Origin of the sequence: Mobilicoccus massiliensis (genome assembly GCF_000826525.2) — a bacterium.
GTDB classification, from domain to species: domain Bacteria; phylum Actinomycetota; class Actinomycetes; order Actinomycetales; family Dermatophilaceae; genus Mobilicoccus; species Mobilicoccus massiliensis.
This window is the reverse complement of sequence record NZ_LN651331.1, coordinates 558,006-580,509: the sequence shown is the minus strand read 5'-3', so window position 1 is coordinate 580,509 and position 22,504 is coordinate 558,006. Positions and strand designations below refer to the sequence as shown.

21 protein-coding genes and 1 other RNA gene are annotated in these 22,504 nt (G+C 71.6%); 14 read left to right on the top strand and 8 right to left on the bottom strand.

The annotated features are described in order from the left end of the window. Positions 1–95 precede the first annotated feature (95 nt). Positions 96–1,544, top strand: coding sequence for an RNB domain-containing ribonuclease (locus BN1197_RS15525; RefSeq protein ID WP_040161094.1), 1,449 nt, complete (start codon positions 96–98; stop codon positions 1,542–1,544). Between the two features lie 220 nt (positions 1,545–1,764). Here the strand turns inward: BN1197_RS15525 and BN1197_RS15520 are convergent, their stop codons facing one another. Together BN1197_RS15520 and BN1197_RS15515 are read right to left on the bottom strand one after the other, a co-directional pair. Beyond that, complete coding sequence (locus BN1197_RS15520) at positions 1,765–2,625, bottom strand: GDSL-type esterase/lipase family protein (protein ID WP_040161092.1); 861 nt, start codon at positions 2,623–2,625, stop codon at positions 1,765–1,767. Between the two features lie 127 nt (positions 2,626–2,752). Further along, positions 2,753–3,445, bottom strand: coding sequence for a TetR/AcrR family transcriptional regulator (locus BN1197_RS15515; RefSeq protein ID WP_052466814.1), 693 nt, complete (start codon positions 3,443–3,445; stop codon positions 2,753–2,755). Between the two features lie 133 nt (positions 3,446–3,578). Here BN1197_RS15515 and BN1197_RS15510 point away from each other — a divergent pair, with 133 nt between their 5' ends. The 6 genes from BN1197_RS15510 to BN1197_RS17165 all read left to right on the top strand — a co-directional run bounded on the left by BN1197_RS15510 (position 3,579) and on the right by BN1197_RS17165 (position 12,317). Further along, positions 3,579–6,974: an MMPL family transporter gene (locus BN1197_RS15510; protein WP_052466813.1), complete on the top strand. Its 3,396-nt coding sequence runs from the start codon at positions 3,579–3,581 to the stop codon at positions 6,972–6,974. Then, positions 6,974–9,667 (top strand): YhgE/Pip domain-containing protein, encoded by a 2,694-nt coding sequence (locus tag BN1197_RS15505; RefSeq protein WP_040161089.1) that lies wholly within the window; start codon positions 6,974–6,976, stop codon positions 9,665–9,667. Before BN1197_RS15510 ends, BN1197_RS15505 begins: the two co-directional genes overlap by 1 nt. Before the next feature lie 67 nt (positions 9,668–9,734). Then, positions 9,735–10,105, top strand: an RNA gene (gene rnpB / locus BN1197_RS15500) — RNase P RNA component class A. Between the two features lie 87 nt (positions 10,106–10,192). Continuing rightward, a complete protein-coding gene (locus BN1197_RS15495; RefSeq protein ID WP_245851978.1) occupies positions 10,193–11,335 on the top strand; it encodes a cytochrome P450 in 1,143 nt (380 codons plus the stop codon). 145 nt (positions 11,336–11,480) lie between these two features. Then, positions 11,481–11,867, top strand: coding sequence for a hypothetical protein (locus BN1197_RS15490; RefSeq protein ID WP_040161087.1), 387 nt, complete (start codon positions 11,481–11,483; stop codon positions 11,865–11,867). Between the two features lie 66 nt (positions 11,868–11,933). Next, positions 11,934–12,317, top strand: coding sequence for a hypothetical protein (locus BN1197_RS17165; protein WP_141397305.1), 384 nt, complete (start codon positions 11,934–11,936; stop codon positions 12,315–12,317). Positions 12,318–12,350: 33 nt separating this feature from the next. Here BN1197_RS17165 and BN1197_RS15480 read toward each other — a convergent pair whose 3' ends face one another. Further along, positions 12,351–12,920, bottom strand: a complete 570-nt coding sequence (locus tag BN1197_RS15480; protein WP_040161083.1) for a TIGR03086 family metal-binding protein — start codon at positions 12,918–12,920, stop codon at positions 12,351–12,353. A gap of 47 nt (positions 12,921–12,967) precedes the next feature. On the opposite strand from BN1197_RS15480, the gene BN1197_RS15475 reads away from it, so the two are divergent. The 5 genes from BN1197_RS15475 (at position 12,968) to BN1197_RS15455 (ending at position 16,302) form a co-directional block, all read left to right on the top strand. Next, positions 12,968–13,213, top strand: coding sequence for a DUF2630 family protein (locus tag BN1197_RS15475; RefSeq protein ID WP_040161080.1), 246 nt, complete (start codon positions 12,968–12,970; stop codon positions 13,211–13,213). A gap of 54 nt (positions 13,214–13,267) precedes the next feature. Continuing rightward, a complete protein-coding gene (locus tag BN1197_RS15470) occupies positions 13,268–13,789 on the top strand; it encodes a GNAT family N-acetyltransferase (RefSeq protein ID WP_052466812.1) in 522 nt (173 codons plus the stop codon). Between the two features lie 168 nt (positions 13,790–13,957). Continuing rightward, positions 13,958–15,382: a class II fumarate hydratase gene (fumC, locus tag BN1197_RS15465; RefSeq protein ID WP_040161078.1), complete on the top strand. Its 1,425-nt coding sequence runs from the start codon at positions 13,958–13,960 to the stop codon at positions 15,380–15,382. Between the two features lie 3 nt (positions 15,383–15,385). After that, positions 15,386–15,646 (top strand): DUF7218 family protein, encoded by a 261-nt coding sequence (locus BN1197_RS15460; RefSeq protein ID WP_040161076.1) that lies wholly within the window; start codon positions 15,386–15,388, stop codon positions 15,644–15,646. After that, complete coding sequence (locus tag BN1197_RS15455; RefSeq protein ID WP_040161073.1) at positions 15,643–16,302, top strand: TenA family protein; 660 nt, start codon at positions 15,643–15,645, stop codon at positions 16,300–16,302. The genes BN1197_RS15460 and BN1197_RS15455 overlap by 4 nt, the downstream gene beginning before the upstream one ends. A 143-nt stretch (positions 16,303–16,445) precedes the next feature. On the opposite strand, the gene BN1197_RS15450 is transcribed toward BN1197_RS15455, so the two are convergent. The 4 genes from BN1197_RS15450 to map all read right to left on the bottom strand — a co-directional run bounded on the left by BN1197_RS15450 (position 16,446) and on the right by map (position 20,651). Beyond that, entirely contained in the window at positions 16,446–17,306 is an 861-nt protein-coding gene (locus BN1197_RS15450; RefSeq protein ID WP_176489779.1) for a siderophore-interacting protein, read from the bottom strand. Further along, positions 17,290–18,750 carry a GuaB1 family IMP dehydrogenase-related protein gene (locus BN1197_RS15445; protein WP_040161071.1) on the bottom strand — a complete coding sequence of 487 codons (1,461 nt, stop codon included), beginning with the start codon at positions 18,748–18,750 and terminating at the stop codon, positions 17,290–17,292. Before BN1197_RS15445 ends, BN1197_RS15450 begins: the two co-directional genes overlap by 17 nt. A 114-nt stretch (positions 18,751–18,864) precedes the next feature. Then, complete coding sequence (gene ppgK / locus BN1197_RS15440; RefSeq protein ID WP_040161662.1) at positions 18,865–19,635, bottom strand: polyphosphate--glucose phosphotransferase; 771 nt, start codon at positions 19,633–19,635, stop codon at positions 18,865–18,867. Positions 19,636–19,787: 152 nt separating this feature from the next. Next, positions 19,788–20,651, bottom strand: a complete 864-nt coding sequence (map, locus tag BN1197_RS15435) for a type I methionyl aminopeptidase (RefSeq protein WP_040161068.1) — start codon at positions 20,649–20,651, stop codon at positions 19,788–19,790. Between the two features lie 244 nt (positions 20,652–20,895). On the opposite strand from map, the gene BN1197_RS15430 reads away from it, so the two are divergent. Beyond that, a complete protein-coding gene (locus BN1197_RS15430) occupies positions 20,896–21,102 on the top strand; it encodes a hypothetical protein (RefSeq protein ID WP_040161065.1) in 207 nt (68 codons plus the stop codon). A 152-nt stretch (positions 21,103–21,254) separates the two neighbouring features. On the opposite strand, the gene BN1197_RS15425 is transcribed toward BN1197_RS15430, so the two are convergent. Continuing rightward, on the bottom strand, positions 21,255–21,665 hold the full coding sequence (locus tag BN1197_RS15425; RefSeq protein WP_040161062.1) for an SRPBCC family protein: 411 nt from the start codon (positions 21,663–21,665) through the stop codon (positions 21,255–21,257). A 282-nt stretch (positions 21,666–21,947) separates the two neighbouring features. Between BN1197_RS15425 and BN1197_RS15420 the strand changes: the two genes are divergently transcribed. After that, positions 21,948–22,490 (top strand): hypothetical protein, encoded by a 543-nt coding sequence (locus tag BN1197_RS15420; protein ID WP_096807373.1) that lies wholly within the window; start codon positions 21,948–21,950, stop codon positions 22,488–22,490. Positions 22,491–22,504: the final 14 nt, after the last annotated feature.

Sequence of the window (22,504 nt, the reverse complement as noted above, 5' to 3'; positions counted from 1 at the left end):
TCCCGGGTTCTCCGGCGGTGAGGGAGGGCCAGCGCAAGCGTCGCGGCCCGACGATCGTCTCGTGTCCTGACCTCGGGTTCCGTAGCCTTGGCCCCATGCCGCTGCCGAGTTATCGCCTGGCCACCGCGGACGCCACCCTCGAGGCGGCGTTCGACGCGATCCGTGCCGAGTTCGACGTACCGGGGGAGTTCACGCCCGACGTCCTCACCGAGGCGCAGGCCGCGGCCGAACGCGCCGACGCCGTGGCCGCGGCGCTACCCGACGCGACCGAGCTGCCGTTCCTCACGATCGACCCGCCCGGCAGCATGGACCTCGACCAGGCCATGCACCTCGCCTCCGAGGGGGAGGGCTTTCGCATCCGCTACGCGATCGCCGACCTCTCCGACGCGGTGAGGCCCGGCGGCGCGATCGACGCCGAGGCGCGCCGCCGCGGGCAGACGATCTATCTGCCCGACGAGAAGGCCCCCCTGCATCCGCAGGTGCTCAGCGAAGGGGCCTGCAGCCTCCTTCCCGGTGTCGAACGCGCCGCGTACGTCTGGGACCTGCGGCTCGACGCGCGTGGTGAGCTCACGAAGGCCCACGTCACCCGCATGCGCGTGCGCAGCGTCGCCCGTTACGACTACGGGCAGGTCCAGGAGCTGCTCGACGGCCACGGCAGCGGGGTGACGCCGGAGACCGACGCGCAACTGCCGCTGCTCGCGCGCATCGGTGAACTTCGTGCGGAGGCCGAGCTGCGGCGGGGTGGCGCGAGCCTGCCGATGCCCGATCAGGAGATCGTCCGGGAGGAGGACGGCTCCTACCGCCTCGAGTTCCGGCCCGTCGTGCCCGCGGAGGACCACAACGCGCAGATCTCCCTGCTCACCGGCATGGCCGCCGCCGACATGATGCTCGCCGGGGGCGTGGGCATCCTGCGCACGATGCCGCCCCCGAGCGAGAAGGACGTGCGCCGGTTTCGGCTGCAGGCCCGCGCCCTCGGGCTCGACTGGCCGGCGGATCAGCCGTACGGCGCGTTCCTGCGCACCCTCGACGGGGACGACCCGCGCCACCTCGCGCTGCTCCACGCGGCGACGAGTCTCTTTCGCGGCGCCGGGTACACCGCCGTCGACGGCGAGGCGCCCGAACAGACCGAGCACGCCGCGATCGCGGCGCCGTACGCGCACGTCACGGCCCCGCTGCGGCGGCTGGTCGACCGGTTCGGGCTCGCGGTGTGCGCCGCACTCGACGCCGGCGAGGAGGTGCCGGCGTGGGTGCGCGAGGCACTGCCGGGTCTGCCGGAGGCCATGAAGGACGGAGACCGCCGCGCGTCGGGGGTCGCCCGGGCGTGCACCGACGCCGCCGAGGCCGCCGAACTCACCCGCCGCGTCGGCGAGACGTTCGACGCGGTCGTCGTCGAGGACCGCGGCGAGAAGGGTCTCGTCGTCCAGCTCGCCGACCCCGCGGTGGTGGGTGTCGCCGACGGCACCGCCGAACCGGGAGCCCGGGTGCGGGTTCGGTTGACGAAGGCCGACATCATGACCCGCCGCATCCGCTTCGCGATCCGGTAGCTCTTCGCCCACACAGGCGGTTCCACCGGACACCCGGCGTGCGCCCGGCCGGAGCCGCCTGTCCCAGCGACAAACGTGGGTGAAACCGCCTGTCCCAGCGGCAAGCGTGGGTGAAACCGCCTGTCCCAGCGGCAAGCGTGGGTGGAACCGCCTGTTCGAGCGGCAGACGTGGGGTGGAACCGCCTGTTCGAGCGTCCGGGGGCGCAGGGGTGTGGGTGACTCAGGCGGAGCGCGTGAGGACGGCGGTCACGAGGTCGGCCAGCGCGGCGGCGCCGCGAGCGGTGGGATGGACGCCGTCGTCGAGGTGGTCCTCGAGGCGGTCGGCCGTGCGCGCGAGCAACTCGAACCACCGGACGAGTTCGATTCCGCCTCCGGCAGCGGCGCGTTCGAGGACCAGGCCGAGAGGAGCGCAGTTGCGCACGTCGGCCGACGGCGCCGCCGGGCGGCTCACGTACGGGGTGACCCACAGTAGGCGTCGCTCGCCGACGATCGTGCGGCACCGCTGCACCTGGTTCTCGAACTCCCATGGGTCGAAGATGTCGTTGCTGCCGAGGACCGCGACGACCGTGGGGGCGAGTCTGCCCTCGGCGGCGGCCTGTTCGAGATGATCGAGCGCGGGGGCGGTGGGGCGTCCGTTCCACACGTCGTGAGACAGCGGGCGCTTCCCGAGCCGGCTGCGGAGGGCGGGCAGGAGCCGCGTCGCGATCGAGTCGCCGACGAGATGGACCCCGGCCTGCGCCGCGGCTCGCGCGTCCTCCTCGGGTGTGGAGGCGGAGTGCGCCGAGGCACGCCAGTCGCCGATCGCGCCCGACGACCACGGCTCCCGCGGTCGCGCGCCCGCGGGTGGGGGCGGCGGTGGAGCGGGCAGAGCTGCCCCGGTGCGTCTCGTCGTCGAAGCCAGGGGAGTCGTGGAACCGGCGGCAGAGGGGGCCTGCGGCGGGACAAGGCCCGGTGCGAGACGGGATCCGAGCACGAGCACTCCGGCGCCGAGACCGCCGAGCAGCACCGAGCGACGCGCGGGCGGGCTCGGGTTTCCCGGGAGCCGGTGCGCGCCGAGACGAGGAGGAGGGTTCGCGGCCATCGCCGTCCCATCGGCCTCGTCGCCGCCGAATCAATGGGAATCGGAATGCCGTCGTCTCCGGGCAGCCGTGAGGCTCCTTGTGCCACAGGCGAACCGCTCGTGACGCGACGGCCGGCGCCTGCTCGCGTCAGGCGTCGTCGGTCACGGTGCGGTCGGCGTCGCCGTCATCCCGCGAATGCGCGTGCTGTCGGGGGCGGGTGAGTCCCCGCAGCACGTGGGGGAGCGTGGCGCGGGCCATCCGCCGCAGGTCGCGCTCACCGGCGAGGGCGGCGTGCCGGATCGACCGCTCGTTGACCGCGCTCACGCACTCCGCGAGATCGTCCAGATGCACGAGGGGTTCACGGTCCAGTCGCGCCAGGCCGGCGGCGAGGATCGTGCGGATCCGGTCACGCATGGCTCCGTCGGTGGCCGTCGCCACCGGGGCGAACTCCGGCGTGCGGATACCGTGCAGGGCGATCTCCGCGTGCACGAGGAAGTAGTCGAGGTCGGGTTGTGCGACGGCGGCCAGCACGGCCTCGACCATCGCATCGATCCCTTCCTCCTCGCCCCCGAGAGCGACGGGGTCGAAGATCCGGCTCTGATCGCGCCGCACGAGGTCCAGCAGGATCTCGTCCTTGTCGGCGTAGTTGGAGTAGAAGGCACCGCGCGTGAACCCCGCGACCTCGCAGATCTCCTCGACGCTCGCGCCGTGCACTCCTTTGGCGGCGACGACCTCTCGCGTCGCGTCGAGGAGGCGGGTGCGAGTCGCGAGTCGACGCGTGGAGATCGCGACGTCGTCCTGCGACGATGAGGCCGGCAGGCCCGAATTCGACTGTGTCACGGCGATTCAGCCCCTGGCGGGGCGCCTTTCGTGCGGGGGATCCCGATGATCTGAGTTCACGATACACAACCGTATCCAGTACAGTTCCGTTTCGGATACACACTCGTATCCACCCGCCATTCAGGAGTCGCCCGTGTCGTCGTCACTGTTCGACCTGGGGAGCTATTGCCACCGACACGCCAAGCAGGTGCTCGGCGTGTGGTTCGTGCTACTCATCCTGCTGGGCGCCGGAATGGGCCTGCTGTCCAAGGGCACGAGCGAGGTCTACACCGTTCCGGGGTCGCAAGGGCAGGAGGCGATCGACGATCTCGAAGGCCGATTCCCCGAGTTGAGCGGCGCCGGAGCGCAGGTCGTCGTCCAGGTGCCCGAAGGGCGCACCGCGGCGGACGAGCGCACACGCCACGATGTCGCCGCCCTCGTGCAGCGTCTCGAGCGTATCGACGGCGTGTCTGAGGTCGCCGACCCCTACGACGAGAACGTCGCCGTGAGCGACGACCGACGCGCGGTGCTCGTCGAGGCCCAGCTCGACGCGCAGGCCACCGACGTCGACGAGGCGACTCGGCAGAAGTTGCTGAACTCGGTCGATCCACTGCGTCGCGCGGGGTACGTCGCCGAGGTGGGTGGGGGCGTCTTCATGCTGCCGCCGCCGACGATCTCGTGGATGGAGGCCGTGGGCCTCGGGATCGCGATGTTCGTGCTGTACCTGACGTTCCGTTCGGTGCGCGCCGCAGCCCTGCCCGTCGTCTCCGCGCTGGCCGGAGCCGGCACGACGGCCTGTCTCGTCATGATCGCCACGTCGGTCGCGAAGATCCCGGGAACAGCGCCGTTGCTCGCGCTGATGATCGGCATCGCGGTGGGGATCGACTACGCGCTCTTCATCCTCGCTCGTCATCGCGAACAGCTCGCGGACGGCCTCGACCTGGAGGAGTCGGTCGCACTGTCGAACGCCACGGCCGGTGGCGCCGTCGTCTTCGCGGGCCTCACCGTGCTCATCGCCCTGTTGGGTCTCGGCCTCGCCGGCCTGCCGTTCCTCACGGCGATGGGCATCGCGGGGTCCTGCGGGGTGGCGGTCGCCGTCCTCGCGTCGATCACCCTCCTGCCCGCGCTCATGAGCCTCCTGGGAGAGCGACTCGCACCGCGCACGCGGGGCCGCGGGCGCCTCCGCGAGGACGACCGCCGGAGTCGCGATGCCGTCGCTCGAGCAGGGGCCGACGCTCAGGAGCCGTCGCGTGAGGGCGACGTCCATACACAGACTGACCAGCCCGAACACGACGACGAACACGACGACGAGCCCGAGTCCGGTCCGGGCGCGGACGGCGAGTCGGCCGCGCACGAGCCGGGCCGGCGCACGAACGCCGACGACGACACCGGTCCGGGGGCATCGGCCCGGCGGAGGACGGGCGGCTGGGCGGGTGCGTGGGCCCGGACCGTCACCGCGGTCCCCGCGTTGACCCTCGTCGTCGTCACGGCCGGTCTCGTCGCACTCGCCGTTCCGGCGCTGGGTCTACGCCTGGCGCTGCCCGACAACGGCTCGATACCGACGACGGAGTCTCCCCGCCGTGCCTACGACCTCATCGGCGAGCACTTCGGCCCGGGCGCGAACGGCCCGCTGCTCGTCACGGCCGACATCATCGGCTCCGACGACCCCGTCGGCCTCGTGGACGACCTCGAGAGGGAGATCGCCGCGGTGTCGGGCATCGAACGCATCTCGCTCGCCACCCCCAACCGCGACGCCGACACCGGCGTGATCGTCGCGGTGCCCGAGACCGGCCCGATGGACGCGCGCACCGCCGATCTCGTGCGAGACCTGCGCGGTCGCCTGCCTGGCCTGGGCGAGAAGTACGACACCACGCTCGCGGTCACCGGCCACACCGCCATTCAGATCGACGTCTCCGACCGGCTCGGCAAGGCCGTCCTGCCCTTCGCGGCGGTGGTCATGGGGCTGTCGTTGCTGCTGCTGACCATCGTCTTCCGGTCGCTGCTCGTGCCGCTCACCGCGACGATCGGCTTCGTACTCTCGACGACGGCCGCATTCGGCGTCATCACCCTCGTCTTCGAGCACGGGTGGCTGGCCGACATGCTCGGCGTGACCCGTCTCGGGCCAGTCATCAGCTTCATGCCGATCATCGTCATGGGCGTGCTCTTCGGCCTCGCGATGGACTACCAGGTCTTCCTCGTCTCCCGGATGCGCGAGGCCTACGTGCGTGGCGCCTCACCCAAGGCGGCCGTCGTCGACGGCTTCGTCTCCTCCGGCCCGGTCGTCGCCGCGGCCGCCGCAATCATGGTCGCGGTCTTCGCCTCGTTCGTCCCGCACGCCGACGCCAACCTCAAGCCGATCGCCGCCGGCCTTGCCATCGGCGTGCTGCTCGACGCGGTCGTGATCCGGATGATCTTCATCCCCGCGGCTCTCACGTTGTGCGGTCGTCACACCTGGATGATCCCGGCGGCGCTCGACCGGATCCTCCCGCACGTCGACGTCGAAGGCGGAATCGTGCACGATCACCTCGAGCGATCCCGGCAGATCCGAGAGCATCCCCGCCGCGTCGTCGAGGCCCGCGACGTCGACATCCGCGGAGCGCGTGGGCCGGTCGTCACCGGCCTCGACCTGCACGTGGACGAGCCGGGGGTCTGCATCGTGCAGGGGCCCGACGGCACCGGAAAGACGTCGGTGCTCCTCACCCTCGCCGGCCGCATGCCGTTCGAGTCGGGATGCATCGAGATCGCCGGATACGTGCTGCCCGAGCAGGCGGCGGCCGTCCAACGCCGAGTCGCCCTCGCGGAGATGCGCAACGTCAACGACCTCGACAACTCCCTCAAGCTGGGTGACCACATCGCCGAGCGGCTCTCGGCGCGCACCCTCATGCCCTGGGCGCGATCCCGCGACGTCGAGCGGGTCATGGACCAGTACACGGCAGCGCTCGTCGCGGCCAAGGGCGTCAAGGGTTCCTCCGTGCCGCGCACCGAGATCGATCCGCGCTGGGTCGTCGGCGACCTCAACGGCGTCGAGCGCGAGCTCTTCGGCATCGTGCTCGCCCTCGTCGAGCGCCCACGGGTGCTCGTCATCGACGAGAACGGCGAACTGCGCTCCGATGCCGACCGACTCGCCGTCATGACGGCCGTCGGACACCTGCTGCGCACCGAGCGTGAGGCGGGTCGCGTCGTCTCCGTGATCGGTGCGACGACCGCGCCCGTCGATCCGGCCGCGCCGGCCCGACTCGCCGGAGTGCCCCTGGAGAACGTGTCGATCGTGACCCTCGACCTCGGTCACCGCAGCTCGTTCACCGTCGCCGGTGCCGGCCCCGGGGAAGCGATCGACGATCGTCCGGCCGGTGGTGGGCGGGGTGATCACGCTCATCACGGCGACGATGGCGGCCGCGACGGAGGCTCCGACGACCACCACGCTGACGACCACCACGCTGACCGCGACGGCCATGACGGACATGACGGCCACGTCGGATACGACGGCGATGACGGATACGGCGATGACGGACACGACGACCACGACGGATACGCGAAGGTGACCCGCTGATGCCTCTGCTCCCCTCGCTCAGCAGCTCCGAGCTCGCCCGTTTCACCGGCGGGTGGTTCAGCCGCATCGTGCTCGTGGCGATCATGGTCGTGCCGAGCCTCTACGGCGGTCTGCTCGTGTGGGCCAACCGCGACGTGACGACGCACCTCGACGGCATGCGTGCCGCGGTCGTCAACCAGGACGAGATGGTCGAGATCACCGACTCGAAGGGCAAGAAGCAACCGGTGATGGTCGGTCGTCTCGTGGCGGGGCGGCTGACGACGAGCGACGACCCCCAGAACATGAACTGGGAACTCACCGACGCCGAGAAGGCGCGGGCGGGGCTCGAGGACGGCACGTACTACGCCGTCCTGACGATCCCGAAGGGCTTCTCGGCCGCCGCGGTCTCGACGCAGGACGCCAAGACCGTGCGAGCGGCCACGATGGATCTGCAGACCAACGACGCCGTGAGCTACCTGTCCGGCAACATCGCCGCGACGATCGGCCGCGTCGTCGCCTCGGAGGTGGGCGACAGCCTTAGTGCGCAGTACCTCGACAAGGTCTACCTCGGACTGAACTCGGTGAAGAAGAACCTCACCGAGGCCGGCGACGGTGCCGGCAAGCTCGCCGACGGCTCGAAGAAGCTCGCGAACGGCGCGAGCGAGCTCGACGCCGGCACCGGTCGACTCACCGTCGGGCTGACCGACCTCGCCTCCGGTGCCGACCGTCTCGCCGCCGGCACCGGTGACCTCGCGGGCGGCGTGGGACGCCTCTCCAGTGGCGCCGACCAACTCGCCTCGGGGGCCGGTCAGGTCGCGAGCGGCAACGCGCAGCTCTCGCAGGGCCTCGGCCAGTTGTCGAACGGCGCCTCGGCGCTGCCCGAACAGATCGGGCAGCTCCAGGCCGGGGCGACGCGACTCGCCGCCGGTAACCGCGAGCTCGCCGACGGCGCTGCCGAACTGCGTGACGGGCTGAAGAAGGCCCAGGGACCGGTGACGCAGCTGCCGGCCCAGACCAAGGCCTTGGCCGACGGCGCCACGAAGCTCACCGACGGCGCCGCCCGGCTCGGTGAGGGTGGTCGGCAGCTGACTCCGGCAGCGGAGGCTCTCGAGACGGGCGCGGCCGGGCTCACGACCGGAGCCGAGAAGCTCTCCGACGCCTCCGATCGGCTCGGCGCCGGAGCGACCGTCCTCGCGCAGGGGACACGGGAGCTCTCGACCGGGGCACGTGATGCCTCCGACGGCGTCGCGAAGTACACCGGTGCGGTCTCACAGCTCTCGCAGTCGTGCGAGAAGTCGGGGGCGGCCCCGCAGTACTGCGCTCAGCTCGCCGCGGTCGCCGAGCAGGGCTCCGCGGTGCGAGAGGGAAGTCGCGAAGTCGCCACCGGCGCAGAGAAGCTGGCCACCGGCACGGCGCCCCTCGCCACGGGCGCAGACACCCTCTCGAAGGGCGCCAGCGAGTTCGCCGGCGCTGCCACGAAGTACGCCGACGGCGCCGCGAAGTACGCGGCGGGTGCGACCGCGCTCGCCGATGGAGCGACGGAGCTCGGCGAGGGCGCGGTGCCCTTGCGCGACGGGCTGACGAAGCTCGCCCAGGGCATCCCCGCCCTCTCCGAGGGCATCACGGCCGCTTCGACGGGTGCCGACCGCCTCGCCTCCGGCACCGACCAGTTGGCGACGGGCGCCGAGCGTCTCGCACGCGGCCTGCAGCGGTTCGCGGACGCCGCGCCGGCACTGGTCGGCGGTATCGACCGGGCCTCGTCGGCGGCGAACCAACTGGCCGACGGCTCGGCCAAGGTGGCCTCGGGGGCGACGTCGCTCTCCGACGGCGCCGGCTCGGCCGCGCAGGGCGCTCAGCAACTGGCAGGTGGGGCCGACCAGCTCGCCACCGGAGCCCATGGCGCCCGTGACGGCGCGAGCAAGCTCGACGGCGGCGCCGACCAACTCGCGAAGGGTTCGAAGACCCTGTCGACGAACACCGAGAAGCTGGCCGACGGCTTGCAGGAGGGTGCCGAGAAGGCGCCGTCGTACTCGAAGAGCGACCGCGAGCGGCTCGAAGACGTCGTCCCCGACCCGGTGCGCGCCGACGTGAGCCGCCTCAACGCCGTCCCCGGGTACGGTCACGGACTCGCGCCGTACTTCATGGCGATCGGCCTGTGGGTCGGAGCGATGGGCATGTTCTTCGTCATCCGGCCGATCTCGAGGCGCGCCATCGCCTCGACCGCACCGTCGTGGCGGGTCGCGCTCGCCGGGTTCGCGCCGCCGGCCCTGTTGGGCTTGTGCCAGGCGATTCTGCAGGTGCTCGTCGTCCGCTACTGGGTCCACCTCACGGTCGCGCATCTGCCCGCGCTGTTCGCTCTGGCGGCCCTCACGTCGCTGGCGTTCGTCGCGATCAACCAGGCGCTCGTCGCGGCGCTCGGCACCAAGGGCAGGTTCGTGGCGCTCATCATCGTCGTGCTGCAGCTCTCGGCCGCCGGGGCGACGTATCCCATCGAGAGTTCCCCGGCGTTCTTCCAGTGGCTGCACCCGCTGCTGCCGCTCACCTACGGCGTCAACGCGTTCCGCTCGCTCATCGCGGGTGGAGGGCTGCACGTGGGATCGGCGGTGTTCGCCCTCCTCGCCTGGATCCTCGCATCGTTCGTCGTCACCGTCCTCGCCGCTCGCGCACAACGCACCTGGACCCCGCAGCGACTGCGTCCCCAGCTCGCGCTCTGACCTGCACACTGACGGGCGCGGTCGGGCGCGTCGACGTGCGTGTGCGGCCGGTAGACTGGGGCGTGGATGAGTCGGCCAGGCGGTCGCGTCGGTGATCTTCGGGTCGCCGCCGAGGAACGTCCGGGCTCCACAGGGCAGGGTGGTGGCCAACAGCCACCCGGGGTGACCCGCGGGACAGTGCCACAGAGAACAGACCGCCCACGAACCACTCGCGTGCGAGCAGGCGTGGGTGAGGGTGAAACGGTGGTGTAAGAGACCACCAGCGCCTTCGGTGACGAAGGCGGCTCGGTAAACCCCACCCGGAGCAAGACCAGACAGTGTGCGTTCGAGGGCTGCCCGCCCGAGCACACGGGTAGGTCGCTCGAGCCATGCGGCAACGCATGGCCTAGATGGATGACCGCTCAACGACAGAACCCGGCGTATCGGCCGGCTCATCCGCTTCACGCTCGAGGGCGCGGTCCGGGCGCTCGGCGCCGACGACTCACCCCTCGTCCGGCCGCGAAGCGCGACCGGCAAGATGGGCGTATGCGCTCTTCGATCCCCGACTGGGAGCCGCTCGACGACGCGGCCCAGGCCGACCAGGTCAGGATGTACGACGCGTACCGCGAGGACACCCCGCTGGCCCGATCCCCGCGGGGTGTCACGGTCTTCCGGCACGAGGACGTCGTCGCCGTGGCAGCGGACCCGGTGACCTTCTCGTCGGGCGCCTCCGAGCGGCGGCAGGTGCCGAACAGCCTCGATCCTCCCGAGCATGCCGCCTACCGGGCCGCCACCGACCCCTTCTTCGGCGCCGAACGCATCGCCGAGCTCGAGCCGGGCGTCCGCCGGATCGCCGCCGACCTCGTCGCCACGGCGCCGGAGACGATCGACGCGGTCCACGACCTCGGGTACCCGTTCGCCGCCCGGGCCCAGGCCCGATGGCTCGGCTGGACCGGGACGGAGGATCGCCTGCTCGGGTGGATGGCCGACAACCACGCGGCGACACGGTCGGCCGATCGGACCCGCACGGCCGCGGTCGCCGCGGCGTTCGACGCGATCGTCGCCGACCAGGTCCAGCGGCGACGGGCCCTCGGCGAGGACGCACCTGCGGATCCGACGACCGAACTCATGCGCACCGAGGTCGACGGCCGGGCGCTGACCGACGCCGAGATCGTCTCGATCCTGCGCAACTGGACGGCGGGCGACCTCGGGTCCATCGCGGCCTGCGTCGGCGTCATCCTCCATTTCCTCGCCACCCATCCGCAGGTGCAGACGGAGTTGCGCGCCGACCCCAGCGGGCTGGCGGGGGCGATCGACGAGATGCTCAGGCTCGACGATCCCTTCCTCGTCAACCGCCGGGTCGTGACCTGTCCGGCGCAGGTGGCCGGGCATGACCTCGAACCGCAGACCCGGCTCTATCTCAACTGGACGTCGGCCAACCGCGATCCTCGGGTTGTCGGTGACCCCGACGCCTACCGGCCACTGGAGAACGCCGTGCACAACCTCGTGTACGGCTCCGGCATCCACCTTTGCCCGGGTCGTCCGCTCGCGACGATGGAGCTCGTCGCGCTCACCGCGGAGTTGCTCGCCGCGACGACGTCGCTGTCGCTCGCCGCGGACGGCCCGGCGCAACGGGAGACCTACCCAGTCGGAGGCTGGCGCGCGATCGGCATCCGCCTCGAACGCTGAGCAGCCCCGGCGCGGGACGTCCGGACCGCCCTGCGGCGACGGTCGCGACGGCGCTCGACGACCCACGCGCGGAACCCGGCGTCTCGGACGCGTCATCCTCTTGCTTGCTTGCTTGCGCCGCGGCCGTTTCGGCCGACAGGAGGGCATGACCGCTCACCGCGCAGCACCCGCCGACCCGCTCGCCCTCTCGGAGGTGGCCGAGGCCGAGGACCGCGTCGCCGTCGGCGGCGAGATCGTGCCCACCCACGTGCGGTACGTTCTCGCCTTCAACCGCCGACCGACCGAGGACGAGCTCGCCGTGGTCGCGGAGTCGCTCGGTCGCTTCGACGTCGTGCGCGGCGTCTCGGCCGACGGGGTCGAGGTCGTCACCGCCAACCGGGACGAACCCGGCAAGCAGCTCGCGCACCTGAAGGACGCCGTTGCCGGGGCCACCGAGGAGGCCGCTCGCCGCGCGGCCGCTCGGGAAGAGCAGGCCGGGGAGGCCGAGGGCCTGCGTGAAGACCTCGAACAGAGGCTCGTCGACGGAGCCTGAGACTCGGAGCGGCCCGGGGGAGCACGTGGTCACGCGTTGTCGGTGGCCGCTGAGAGGCTGCCGCTCATGGCAGGCGGATGGACCTCTCGCGGCGCACTCGGCATCCCCATCGGGGAACGGCATCCTGGCGGCGTGGAGGCGGCGGGGGAGCAGAACGGCTCCGGCGTGACGTCTCGGGCGCCAGGGCGCCCCGCGACCGCGAGATCGGTGCCGCCGCGGCGGCTGCCGTTCGTGTTCGTCGGCCCGGAGGGTGCGCCGGGTCTCGTCGTCGAGCAACGGCGCGGTGAGTCCGGCTGGCAGGTGCTCGTCGCGCTCGTCGAGGCGCAGCCCGACGGCAGCCGGGCCCTCTCGGTGCGCTGGCTCGAGGCATCGGGGGTGCGCCCGGCGGTGCGAGAACCCGCAGGGCTGCCGCGTGATTCGGACGCGTCACCGCAGGTGGAGCACCCGTGACGGCAGGTGCCGGAGCTGCGGAGGCGGGGAAGGTTACGGGCGACGACGGCCGAGGAAGGCCATGAGCCGCGCGGTCTCGTTCGCACCCGCCGGTGGCTCGACCGCCGGGCCGAAGGTCTGATCGCTGCGGAGGATCTCCTCGGGCATGCCCCGCACGAGGCGCTCGACCAGCTCGCGCAGCTCGCTCGGCAGCTCCAGGTCCTGTCCGGCGGACGCGGCGAGATCCCACGCGTGCACAGCCAGGTCGGCGGTGGGCAGGGCGAGGGCCTCGCGCAGTGGCACGTCACCGCGCGGTGAGGGGACCACACGGTCGAGGTCGGCGGTGACGATAGCGTCGGCGGCGCGACCCGCGGTGTCCCGCCAACGGGCGAGCACCTCCGTGGTGTCGACCTCGCCCGCGGCCTCGGCCGGCGAGGACGCGTAGTCACCGCCACCGAGGGAGTTCAGCGCCTTGTGCACGGTGCCGGTGACGTGCGCGAGCACGTCGACCGCGCGCCACCCGGCGCACGGCGAGGGGTTCTGCCAGGCCTCGGCGTCGGTCGAATCGACCTGGGCCGACACGAGGTCGAGCCCGTCGGCGAACAACAGCGTGGTCTCCGTCATGGTCCTCACCGTATGCCGCACGACGGCGCCCATGCCACGATGAGGCCATGACCGACGACAGCATCCACGCCCGTATCACCGAACTCGTCGACACCGAGCGCCGACTGCGCGACGAGTTGAGCAGTGACCCGGTCGCCGGGGACGAGAAGCGGGAGCAACTGCGCGCCGCGGAGGTCGAGCTCGACCGTCTCTGGGACCTGCTGCGCCAGCGCGACGCACAGCGCGAGTTCGGTCGCGACCCCGACGAGGCGCAGGAACGTTCTGCACGCACCGTGGAGAACTACCGCAACTGACGAGGGCCTTTCCGGCACGACACCTCCGGCACGACGAGGGCGAGGTGAACAGAGGTGGGAGCGGAGTCCACGCCGCCACGGGCTCCCGAGCTGGTGATCGACGGTCTCGTTCTCAACCAGGCCGTGGTGGCCGACGCCGAGGACTGGGCGCAGGCACAGGACGAGGAGTGCGCGCGCTGGTTCGGCTGGCCCGCGCCGCCGGGGGTGAAGCGGTGCCGGAGCTACCTCGAGCGGGTCGTCGCGGGTGAGTTCCCCGGCTCGTTCGTCTGGGCGATCCGCACCGCCGACGGCTTCGCCGGCGGCATCGACCTGAGCCGCCTCGACGACCGGTGGAACGTCGCCTACTTCGTGCACCCCCGCTTCCGTCGCCGGGGAATCGCCACGGCCGCGCTGTGCCGCGTGTGCGACTGGGCCTTCGGAGAGCTGAGGGCGAAGGCCGTCTCCTCCCGGGTTCACACCGAGAACACGACCAGCGCGCGCGTGCTCTCCCGAGTCGGCTTCAGTCGCGTCGCCCGGGTGCCCAGCGAGCGGGGCGGCCACGTCGACGACGTGTACGAGCTGCACTTTCGCCGATGACCAGTCGACGGCCCGATCTGCTCATCGCGCGACACTCGCCTCGACGCTTCCACCGAGGTTCGTCATCGCGTCGGTGCTGGTCGGCGCCCTGCTCTGGGGGCTGCGCGTCCTCGTGGCGTAAGGCTCGCCCGCCGTGCAGGCCGCCCTCGCGGCTCCTAGGGTGGCCGTATGGCGAAGCGACGTGAGACCGACAGCATGGGCGCCGTCGAGGTGCCCGCCGACCGCTACTGGGGCGCGCAGACGCAGCGCAGCATCGAGAACTTCCCCATCGGGCGCGACACCTTCGTGTGGGGGCGCTCGATGATCCGGGCGCTCGGCCAGCTCAAGCTCGGCGCCGCCCGCGCCAACCGTGAACTCGGAGAACTCTCCGCCCTCGACGACAAGGCACTCGACGCCGTCGAACAGGCTGCCCGCGAGGTTGTCGCCGGCGACCTCGATGAGAACTTCCCGCTCGTCGTGTTCCAGACCGGCAGCGGCACGCAGTCGAACATGAACAGCAACGAGGTCATCGCCAACCGCGCGATCGACATCCTCGGCGGCGAGATGGGCAGCAAGTCGCCGGTGCACCCCAACGACCACGTCAACCGTGGCCAGAGCAGCAACGACACCTTTCCTACGGCGATGCACATCGCGGTCGTCCTCGACCTGCACGAGTACCTCTACGACCAGGTCACGCGCCTGCGCGACGTGCTCGCCGCCAAGTCCGAGGAGTTCGCCGACGTCGTCAAGGTCGGCCGCACCCACTTGCAGGACGCCACGCCGATCACCCTCGGGCAGGAGATCGGTGGCTGGGTCGCGCAGCTCGACTTCGCGCTCGCCGGAGTGCACCACGCCGAGGAGGGCGTGCTCGACCTCGCGATCGGCGGCACGGCCGTCGGCACCGGGCTCAACGCCCACCCGCGGTTCGGCGAACTGGCCGCGGCGAAGATCGCCGAGGAGACCGGCCACCCTTTCCGGCAGTCGGGCAACCTCTTCGCCTCGCTCTCGGCGCACGACGCGCTCGTCGCGCTCAGCTCCTCGCTGCGCACGCTCGCGATGGCACTCATGAAGATCGCGAACGACGTGCGCTGGCTCGCCTCCGGCCCGCGTAACGGCATCGGCGAGATCCGCATCCCCGAGAACGAGCCGGGCAGCAGCATCATGCCGGGCAAGGTCAACCCGACCCAGTGCGAGGCGCTGACGATGGTCGCCACCCGTGTCTTCGGCAACGACGCGACCGTCGGGTTCGCTGGCAGCCAGGGCAACTTCCAGCTCAACGTGTACAAGCCGGTCATGGCGCACGCCGTGCTGGAGAGCATCCGTCTGCTCGGCGACGCGTGCGCGGCGTTCACCGATCACTGCGCCGTGGGCATCGAACCCGACCGCGAACGCATCGCCGAGGAGCTCGAACGCAACCTCATGCAGGTCACCGCGCTCAACCCGCACATCGGCTACGACAAGGCGGCGAAGATCGCCAAGAAGGCCCACAACGACGGCACGACGCTCAAGGAGGCCGCACTCGCCCTCGGCGACGTCACCGAGGAGCAGTTCGACGCTTGGGTGGTGCCGATGGACATGACCCACCCACGCAACCCCGACACGAAGGAGAGCTGACCGATGGCCGATTCCATCAAGGACCCGGAGATGTACGAGAAGCTGCGTGAGGAGGGCAACAGCAAGTCCAAGGCCGCGGCGATCTCGAACGCGGCGGCGAACTCCTCGCGCTCGGCCGTCGGACGCAAGGGCGGCGAGCACGGCTCGTACGACGACTGGACGGTCGACGAACTGCGCAAGCGCGCCGCGGAGCTCGACGTCGAGGGCCGTTCGAGCATGAACAAGGACGAGCTCATCAAGGCGCTGCGGGAAGGTAAACGATGACACGGTTCTCCGTCCGGCTCCGCGACGCCAACGCGTCGGAATGGGACGCGGCGGTGTGTCACCGGTTCGTCGACGAACTGCTCGCGGGCACGGTCGACGACGCCAAGCTCGCGCACTACCTCGTCCAGGACTACCGGTTCTGCGACGCGTTCGTCGCGATGCTCGGTCAGGCGTGCGCCTCGGCACCGAATCTCGAGACCCGCCTCCGGTTCGCCCGCCAGCTCGGGTTCTTCGCCGCCGACGAGAACACCTACTTCGTCGACTCCTTCGACGCCCTGGGGGTGAGCGAGCGCGACCGCGTCGACCCGGTGCTCACCGACGCGACCCGCGACTTCGACCGGGTCATGCGCGACGCCGTCGCATCCCGCTCGTACGCCGGGGTGCTCGCGGTGCTCGTCGTCGCGGAGTGGCTCTATCTCGACTGGGCGACCCGGCCGGCCGCCGACCCCCTCGCGGCGACGCGTCCCGAGCACGTCGGCTGGGTCGACCTGCACCGCGGCCCGGAGTTCGAGGCGTGGGTGCGGTGGCTGCGCGAACAGCTCGACGCCCACGAACCGCGCGACCCCGAGGAGAAGGCGCTCGTCGAGGACCTCTTCGCGCGAGCGGTGACGTGCGAGCTCGCGTTCTTCGACGCGGCGCTGGAGCCGCCGCGCTGAGCAACGCCCCCCGCCGCCCACCCGACGTGGAAGATGGGATGGCAGCCGAACGGGGGTGATCACCCCGCGATCGCTGCCATCCCGTCTTCCTTCATGAGGGGAGGGGCGGAGTCGGGGGTGCTCCGGTTGCTCGGGGTTGCGCGTCAGCTCTCGGCGCGACCGCGACGCCAGTACGCGACCGCGTCGAGCAGGCGGCGGTCGCAACCGGCCTCGGCCAGCAGATGGGTGCGCAGGGCCGTGACGGAGTCGGCCTCCGCGCCGATCCACACCGTGACTCCGGGGCCGGCGGTGCGCAGATGCGGGGCGAGGCGGCCGACGAGTTCTCCCACCTCACCGCCGTGCTCCGAGCGAAGCCACCAGGTGACGTCGAGTTCCGCGGGGGACGGCAGGTCGATGCGCTCGGCCTCGTCGGCGACCTCGACGTGCACCTCGGCGCGCGCGCCGGCAGGCAACTGAGCGCAGATCTCGCGCAAGGCGGGCACTGCGGTCTCGTCGGCGATGAGCACGTAGTGGGTCTGCGCGGGGTCGAGGTGGAACTTGCCCATCGGGCCCGAGAGGACGAAGTCGTCACCCGGGCGCACCCGTTCCACCCACGTGCCCGCGACACCCGTGCCGTGACGCACGAGGTCGATCGCGGCGGTGCCCGTCCGCGGGTCGAGGTCGCACAGCGTGTACGTGCGTCGCGTGCGGCGAGCGGCCGAGTACTCGGCGGAGTCGAGGCCCTCGGGCCCGAACGATCCGCCCGCGGGCAGCACGATCGTCGCGCGTTGCGCGGGACTCACCGGCTCGACACCGATGAGGTCGTCGCTACGGAACCGGACGCGCCGCAGCCGGGGAGTCAGGTCGATGACCTCGGTGACGACGCAGACCCGCGGCGCGCCGGATCGACGCAACGGCCCGGCAGCGCCCCGCGCGCCTGCACGCGCGGCGCCGGCGGGGCGGACGGGGCGGGCTGTTGGGGAAGTGGAGTGCGCCTCCGTCCCGGGCTCACCAGGACGTGGCACGCGGCCTCCCCTCGTCGTAGCCGGCCGCGCTCTGGATGCCCACGCGGGCCCGGGAGTGGAACTCACCGATCGTCGCGGCACCCGCGTAGGTGAACGAGCTGCGGACTCCGGAGACGATGCGGTCGAGCAGATCCTCCACGCCGCCGGCCTCGGGGTCGAGGTACATCCTCGAGCTGGAGATGCCCTCCTCGAACAGGGCCGAACGGGCGCGGGCGAACGAGGACTGATCCTTGGTGCGAGCGCGCACGGCTCGGGCCGAGGCCATGCCGAAGCTCTCCTTGTACATGCGACCGTCGGCGTCACGCACGAGGTCGCCGGGCGACTCGAACGTGCCCGCGAACCACGAGCCGATCATCACGCTCGCCGCCCCGGCCGCGAGACCGAGAGCGACGTCGCGCGGGTACTTCACGCCACCGTCGGCCCACACGTGAGCACCACATTCCTTGGCCGCGGCCGCGCACTCGAGCACCGCCGAGAACTGCGGACGCCCGACGCCGGTCATCATGCGCGTCGTGCACATCGCGCCCGGGCCGACGCCGACCTTGACGATGTCGGCTCCCGACTCCGCGAGATCCTGCGCGCCCTCGGCGGCGACGACGTTGCCGGCCGCGATCGGGATGCGGCGTCCGGTGTGCTGCTCGTGGTCGTCGCGTGCACGCACGGCAGCGTTCAGCGCGTCGAACATCTTCTCCTGGTGGCCGTGCGCGGTGTCGACGACGAGCACGTCGACGCCGTCGGTGAGCAGCTGGGCCGCGCGTCCGGCGACGTCACCGTTGATGCCGACCGCGGCGCCGACCATGAGTCGTCCCTCGGGGTCGAGGGCCGGGGAGTAGATCGCCGAGCGCAGGATGCCCTTGCGGGTGACGACGCCGACGAGCCGGTCGGAGTCGACCACGGGGGCGAGGCCGAGGTGGCGGGCCTCGAGCTCGGCGTAGGCCTCGTCGAGGTCCACTCCCGCGGTCAGGGTGAACAGGTCACGACGCATGACGTCGGCAACGGTCGCGAAGCGGTCGACCTCGTGGCAGTCGCGTTCGCTGACGAGCCCGACGGGCCGACGCTCGGCGTCGACGACGACGGCCGCGCGGTGCGAGCGCTTGCCGATGAGCGCGAGCACGGCGGCGATCGGCTCCTCGGGGCCCACGACGACCGGGGTCTCGTACACGGGATGCGCGGCCTTGACCCGGCCGATCGTCTCCTCGAGCGCCTCGACCTTGACGTCCTGCGGCAGGATCGCGACCGCGCCACGGCGGGCGACGGTCTCGGCCATGCGGCGACCCGAGACCGCCGTCATGTTCGCGACGACGATCGGGATCGTCGTGCCCACCTGATCGGGGGTGCGCAGATCGACGTCGAGTCGTGAGGACACTGCCGACCGCGACGGCACCATGAAGACGTCGTTGTAGGTGAGGTCGTACTGCGGTTGCTGACCGTTGAGGAATTCCACGCCGCTCATCGTAGGAGCGAGCGCCGGAAACGGAGAACCGGCCGTCGGTCGTCGCCGGGGGCGACCCCACGTCGACCCCGCGTCGACCCCGCGTCGACCTGGACCGACCCGGGCTCAGACCGCCTCGCCGGCCGCCTGGGACGCCGTCCAGGCCGCGCCGATGATGCCGGCGTCGTTGCGCAGGGCCGCGGGGACGATCGGGGTCCGCAGATCGAGCAGGGGGAGGAACTTGTCGGCCTTCTTCGACACTCCGCCGCCGATGACGATGAGGTCGGGCCACAGGAGATCCTCGACGTGCCGGAAGTAACGCTGCAGGCGCTTGGCCCACTTCTCCCACGACAGGTCGTCGGCCTCGCGGGCGCCGTTGGAGGCGCGCCTCTCGGCGTCGTGACCGTCGATCTCGAGGTGGCCGAGCTCGGTGTTGGGCACGAGGCGACCGTCGACGAACAACGCCGAGCCGATGCCCGTGCCCAGCGTCGCGACGAGCACCGTTCCGGCCGTGTCCCGGGCCGCGCCGTACCGCACCTCGGCCACGCCCGCGGCGTCGGCGTCGTTGAGCAGGGTCACGGGGCGACCGAGCGCATCGGCGAGCATGGCGCCCGCGTCGGTCCCGATCCAGGCGTTGTCGATGTTCGCCGCGGACAGCACGGTGCCGCCGGAGGTCACGGCAGGCACCGTGACGCCGACGGGCCCGTCGCCGGTGACGCCGGCGAACTCGTTGGCGATCTCGGTGGCGATCTTGACGACGGCCTTGGGGGTGGATCTTCCGGGGGTCTCGATGCGGATGCGGTCCGCGGCGAAGCCGCCCGCCTCGAGATCCACCGGGGCGCCCTTGATGCCGCTGCCACCGATGTCGATGCCGAGCGGAAGGTGGGTGCCGGTCATGGGTCGGGACTCCTCGGTCGTGGACATGAGGCGAACAGGATAGGACCAGGAGGTGAACTCGCCGACCACGCCGCCGCGGGCGCACCGAACCGGTGGAGTCGGCCGTCGAAGCGCGGTGTCCGCCAAGGTGGTTCGTGGCGGTGTCGCGCTCGTCACTCCGGCAGGGTGAGCACCTCCGCGCCGCGATCGGTGACGAGGACCGTGTGTTCGAACTGGGCACTTCGACGGCCGTCGGCGGTGACCACCGTCCAGTCGTCGTCCCAGACCTCGCATTCGTACGTCCCGAGGCTGAGCATGGGCTCGATGGTGAACGTCATCCCCGGCTCCATGACGGTGTCGTACCCCGGCGCGGCGTCGTAGTGGGGCACGATGAGGCCGCTGTGGAACGCCGTGTTGATGCCGTGGCCGGTGTAGTCCCGCACCACGCCGTAGCCGAAACGCTTGGCGTAGCTCTCGATGACCCGGCCGATGACGTTGATCTGCCGGCCGGGCGCGACGGCTTTGATCGCGCGTCGCAGCGATTCGGCGGTGCGCTCGACGAGCAGCCGTGACTCCTCGTCGACGTCGCCGACGAGGAACGTCGCGTTGGTGTCGCCGTGCACGCCGTCGATGAACGCGGTGACGTCGATGTTGACGATGTCGCCCTCGGCCAGCGGCCGATCGTCGGGGATGCCGTGGCAGACGACCTCGTTGACGCTCGTGCAGCACGACTTGGGGAATCGCTGGTAGCCGAGGGTGGAGGGGTAGGCCCCGGCCGCCACCATCGACTCGTGGGCGATGCGGTCGAGCTCGTCGGTGGTGACTCCGGGCGCCACCGCGGCGCCGGCGGCGGCGAGAGCCCGCGCGGCGACCCGGCCCGCGTGCCGCATGCGCTCGATCGTCTCGGCGTCCTGCACATCGCTGCCGCCGTAGGCCTCCGGGGCGTCCCGGTCGACGTACGCGGGCCGGACGATGGTGGACGGGACGGGGCGTCGTGGGCCGACGCGCCCGGCGACGACGGGAGAGCTGGTGGGCATGGCTCCCACTCTAGGTGGCGCCTCCGACACCCCTCGCCGGCCTCGCGACGCGCCCGCGTGCACATCCGCGAGCGCACATCCGTACGGACCCGTGTCGGCTCGCGTGACGGCGCCCGGGCGGGCCTCGCCGACTACAGTGGCGGGACGAGTTCAGGCGCAGGACCAGCGCACCGGTCGAGGTGCGCCCGGTCGTGACGGCGCCTCGGACGGTGGACGAGATGACGGACGAGACGAAGGACGGCCGATGACGTACTGGTACAACCTCGACACACGTCAGGTCGAGGAAGACGCGACCACCTCGAGCAAGGACCACCTCATGGGGCCGTACCCCACTCGCGAGGCCGCGGAGAACGCGCTGCAGAGCGCGGCCGAGCGCACTGCGGCCTGGGACGAGGAGGACCGCCGCCGCGCGGAGGAGGACGGCAAGGATCCCGACGACGACGCGTGGTGACCTCCGGTCCCGCCGACACCGCCGATTCGCCACGACGGCCGATTCGCCGCGACGGCCGATTGATCACGACGAGGAGAGGCCCCGCGATCGCGCGGGGCCTCTCCTCGTGCGTACGGGTGGATGGGTGCGGGTGGATGCGTCGCAGCGCCGGGTCAGATCGAGGTCAGGCGGTGCAGCGCTTCGTCCCAGCGGCGCCGCAGGGCCTCGCGGTCGGCGGAGGCGTCGAGGTGCTCGTGGCGCAGGACGAGGAGGGTGCCCTCGCCTTCGGGCTCCATCTGGAGGTCGACCAGCGTGGGAGGTGAGTCGGGGTCGGCGTGCCAGGAGACCCGGATCTGCTGCTCGGGGTGGTAACTGCGGGTCACGCCGCACGTGCCGTCGGCCGCGCGCCACGGATCACCCTTGTCGCCCAGCGTCGCGCCCTCGCCGAGCAGGGCCTCGACGCCCTCCGTGCGAGTGAGCAGCGACCAGATCTCGCCGAGAGGGCGAGAGACTTGCTGGACGACCTCGATCGAATCTTCACCGTCGGGCGCGCTCGCCACCTCGGTGTCGTTCTGAAGAGACATGGGACCTCCTCGTTGACATCCCGCCGAGGCTGCCCCTCGGCGGGGGAGAACTCGTCTGACCACCACACCACCTGAGGGCCCGCGGCGTCCATGACTTTGGGCCCTCTTTTTGGTCCGCGTTCGGCAGGTGGGCGCCGAGACGACGAGCCCGTCGCGACACCGCGCGTCCGCCGGCGGCGTCGAACGGCGATCGTCTCGTGGCCGTACGATCCTGGGCGGGGCCGGGGCGGAGAACGACGACGCCGGCGCTCTCGGGCGATGCAACGTGGGACGGAGACGGGAATGCGAGAGATCGCGGTGCGCTCGGGTGCGGTGTCGGTCGTGGCGCTGCTCGTCTCGATCGGGTTCGGCGCGCTCACCCTCGGCGACCTCGCCGAGGCCGGTGCCGCCGTCACCGATCTCGTTCCGCTCGTGGCGTTCCCGATCCTCGTGGCCGCGTTCACCGTCCTCGTCCATCACCGGACCCGCCGGGGCCGGGTGTGGGCCTCCGACCGTGCCCGCTGGATGTTCGCCGCGGTGACGACGGTGGCGGCGATCGTCGCGGTCGTGCTGCTCGCCCTCCTCACGGCCGTCGGCTTCGACGCGACCGCTCCGCCGGCCGAGAAGGGGCATGTGCTCGACGTCGCCGTGGTCGTCGTCGTCGGGGTCGTCGTCTTCACCGGGTTGCCGTTCTGGGTCTTCACCCTCGCCGCGCTCGTCGGGCCGGGGTCCGCCGCCGACACCGGCACCCCGCCCACCTCGTCCGGCACCCGCCGCGACCAGGCACGAGGCCGACACCCGCGCTGCGGCCCGCTTCCCGGCACGGGCCGACGAGCCGGCCGATGAGGCAGGATTGAGGC